The sequence below is a fragment of the Acidovorax sp. genome, assembly GCF_046339755.1.
GTDB lineage: Bacteria > Pseudomonadota > Gammaproteobacteria > Burkholderiales > Burkholderiaceae_C > Acidovorax.
The window spans coordinates 1-2,783 of sequence record NZ_JBKDTZ010000355.1; the positions used below are offsets into that span (position 1 = coordinate 1).

Consider the following 2,783-nt stretch of genomic DNA (forward strand, 5'->3'; position numbering starts at 1 on the left):
GCTGCGCGGCTCGGCGCGCGTGCGCCAGTGTCGCGGTGGACGCTGCGAAGGCAACGTCACTGTGGCTTCGATGCGCCTGGCGCTGCTCACGCTGCTGCCTGTCTTGGCCGCGGCCGCCTCCTGCGTGTGCTTGCCGCGCAGTTCCTTGTACTTGGTCACTTGTAGGTCCGTTATGCGATTGCCGGGCACCGTGGCTGCCTCCTCCTGAGAGGCAAACCACTGGAGGGCCCAACCGCAAAACGCACCCCCGGCGGCGTGCGTCAACCGCTCAAGATAGTTGTCGCTGAGCGATCAAGATAATTGTCGTCCGCCAGGCTCCCGACCCCCTCGCCCTTGAGAATCTGCTCGGCTAGAAGCGAGGCAAAGGCGAACGGGTCGGCTTGCATCACTTCGTCCCTTTGTCCCTCGCCTTGTTGGCAAGCAAAGTGATCAGTTCGTCGGCGAACTTGCGATCTGTGTCCTGCAGAGATTCGTAGTGCCGGTGCAGCTGATCAGCCCCAGCCATCTTCTTGAATTCGGCCACCCGGCCCAGCAAGTAGTCCGTCGTCACATCGAGCGTGTTGGCCAGCAGCAGAAGGTTGTCGAAGGACGGTTTGCGGGTGGCCGTCTCGAAATGAGAGATTGCAGACGGCTGCAGTCCTGCGCGCGCAGCAAGTTCACCTTGGGTCAGCCCGCGGTACTCGCGCGCCGTACGTAGACGATCCGGAAAGATTGCGGAAGGGGGGGTTGACCCTGACATGACTATTACGTATAGTGTGTTATGACTGATTCGTCATGGCCCGCAAGGGTCATCTTTTCAGCCAAGAGCATGACGAATTCGTCTGATCCTAGATGACGCTCGCGGCGCCGGCAAGCAAAAAAGGAATTGCCATGGCTGATGTTCAAGTTACCTGTATTGTCAAACCTCACCCGCAGAGCCCGCATGAGCACATCACGCATCTCGGGAACCCACGCAGCGCGAACGGTGGCTGGATGTGGACCCGCGAGCAAGTCATCGCGAGCATCGACGCGAAAACGAACACGTTCTATGTCACAGACCCGTCGAGCGGCAAGCGCGCCGACATCGGCGTGGTTCGCGAGACGGGCAAGGCCCCGTACCTCAGGACGTACGCGGACGGCAAGTGGAACAACAACCTCCTGTCCCTGAACCAGTGTTCTCTCCAAGGAGCTTGAGATGACGAAGTCCCTGAAACCGGGTCAGAACACGGGCAATCGCGGCGGCATCTTCCAAGAAGTCGGACCTCGCGGCGGCAAGCAGCAGAACTTCGCTGCGGTGGCCGACAACCGACAACTCCCACCTACGACGAAGCCTGGTCACACCTGGGCGCCCGTCAAGGTAACGCCTGACAGCAACCGTTGAGGGAGGGAACATCATGATGAATTCGATCCCGACCAAGCTCACGGACGAAGACGCGCAAGAAATCACCGACCTGCTGAGGGAGGCACGTAAATTCCTACGGGACGCCGTCGGTGGACAGATGCACCAAGCGAACTACTCCAGCACCGTCACTCGGATCGCTTTGGTGCTTCAGCGGTTTGAGATCGAACCAGCCTAGGTCGGCAGCACAACGGCTCTATCCTGTACATGGGGTCAATCAATAGACCACCTTAAACGTCGGACTGTCCTCCGGCCGCGTCTTGCGCCGGTCGTAGATCCTGGTGGTCGCGATGTTCGCGTGTCCCAGCCACTCTTGCACCTTGGCGATGTCGGCCTGATGGTCAAGCGCGTTCGTCGCCGCCGTTGCCCGTAGCGCATGCGCACCAATCTCGAACCCTAACGCGGCCGAGTAGCCGCGAACAATCTTGTAGATCCCGTCCGGCGTTATCGACTTGGCAAGTCCACCAGGCCTACTCTGGTACATCGGCCGGAAAAGGGCGCTGCCGTCTTCAGCACCGTGGCCCGAAGATTCCAGGTACTCGGCCACCCAGCCCCCGGCGGCCGGGTGTAGCGGCACGTACCGCGTCTTGCCGCCCTTACCGGACACCTTCAGGTGCGCCACCCCACGCCGCTCCTGCTTGTAGTCTTTGACCTTCAGCCGGCACAGCTCATCGCGCCGCAGAGCGTGATACAGCAGCGTGGCCAGGATCGCCCGATCGCGCTTGCCTTTGAGAGTGCCGGCATCCGGCGCGTCCAGCAGCTGCCGCGCCTGATGGTCACCCAGCGCCGGGGTCTTTCCTTCGTAGCTCTCCACCGGAGGGCGCTTCACACCCTTGACCGGGTTGTGCGTCACCGCATTGCGGTCACACAGGTACTCGAAGAGCGACGACAGCGCCGCCAGGCGGTGACGGATAGTCTGGCCGCTGAGTGCCCGCTGCACGAGGTCCTCGCGCCAGGCGATGACGTGTGCCCGGGTGACGGTCCGAAACTCCTCGGGCCTGGCGATGCCGGTGAAGCGACGGAAGTCCTGCAGGGCGTTCTCGTAGGCCCGCCGCGTGGCCTTGGTGCCCAGGTTCGCAAACCACTCGATCTCCAGCGGCACGTCGGCCAGGCGCTGGAAGGCGTCGGCGGTCAGCAGCCGGCCGCCTGATGGGGTCAGCACGGGAAGCGCGTTCTCGGCTGTCACGGGATCTGTTCTTCCGGCTGCGGCGGCACGCCGCCAGACGACCGCGCCATGATTTGATCGAAGGCTTCGAAGTCAGCACGGCTGCGCCGCTCGGCGAAGTAGGCTGCCGTGTTCATGGCGGCCAGCTTCTCGGCGACGGCTGTGGCGACGAACTGGTTGAAGCTGATCCCGTCGGCTTTGGCCAGGCGCGCGACTTCCGCCTTCACGGAGGTCGGCAGG

7 protein-coding genes are annotated in these 2,783 nt (G+C 62.7%); 3 read left to right on the forward strand and 4 right to left on the reverse strand.

What is annotated here, in order from left to right; genetic code table 11:
- Positions 1-260 precede the first annotated feature (260 nt).
- A complete protein-coding gene (locus tag ACK59X_RS30965) occupies positions 261-386 on the reverse strand; it encodes a hypothetical protein (RefSeq protein WP_409962712.1) in 126 nt (41 codons plus the stop codon).
- On the reverse strand, positions 386-739 hold the full coding sequence (locus tag ACK59X_RS30970; RefSeq protein ID WP_409962713.1) for a helix-turn-helix domain-containing protein: 354 nt from the start codon (positions 737-739) through the stop codon (positions 386-388). The genes ACK59X_RS30965 and ACK59X_RS30970 overlap by 1 nt, the downstream gene beginning before the upstream one ends.
- Before the next feature lie 131 nt (positions 740-870).
- Here ACK59X_RS30970 and ACK59X_RS30975 point away from each other — a divergent pair, with 131 nt between their 5' ends.
- Genes ACK59X_RS30975 through ACK59X_RS30985 form a run of 3 tightly spaced genes read left to right on the forward strand, consistent with a single transcriptional unit; the run spans position 871 to position 1,556 of the window.
- Positions 871-1,173, forward strand: coding sequence for a DUF3892 domain-containing protein (locus tag ACK59X_RS30975; RefSeq protein ID WP_409962715.1), 303 nt, complete (start codon positions 871-873; stop codon positions 1,171-1,173).
- Between the two features lies 1 nt (position 1,174).
- Positions 1,175-1,360 (forward strand): hypothetical protein, encoded by a 186-nt coding sequence (locus ACK59X_RS30980; protein ID WP_409962717.1) that lies wholly within the window; start codon positions 1,175-1,177, stop codon positions 1,358-1,360.
- Positions 1,361-1,373: 13 nt separating this feature from the next.
- Positions 1,374-1,556 (forward strand): hypothetical protein, encoded by a 183-nt coding sequence (locus tag ACK59X_RS30985; RefSeq protein ID WP_409962719.1) that lies wholly within the window; start codon positions 1,374-1,376, stop codon positions 1,554-1,556.
- 39 nt (positions 1,557-1,595) lie between these two features.
- Here ACK59X_RS30985 and ACK59X_RS30990 read toward each other — a convergent pair whose 3' ends face one another.
- Both ACK59X_RS30990 and ACK59X_RS30995 read right to left on the reverse strand, forming a co-directional pair.
- Complete coding sequence (locus tag ACK59X_RS30990; RefSeq protein ID WP_409962720.1) at positions 1,596-2,564, reverse strand: tyrosine-type recombinase/integrase; 969 nt, start codon at positions 2,562-2,564, stop codon at positions 1,596-1,598.
- On the reverse strand, positions 2,561-2,783 hold a 223-nt coding region (locus ACK59X_RS30995; RefSeq protein ID WP_409962722.1), incomplete at its 5' end, for a hypothetical protein. The genes ACK59X_RS30990 and ACK59X_RS30995, both read right to left, overlap by 4 nt.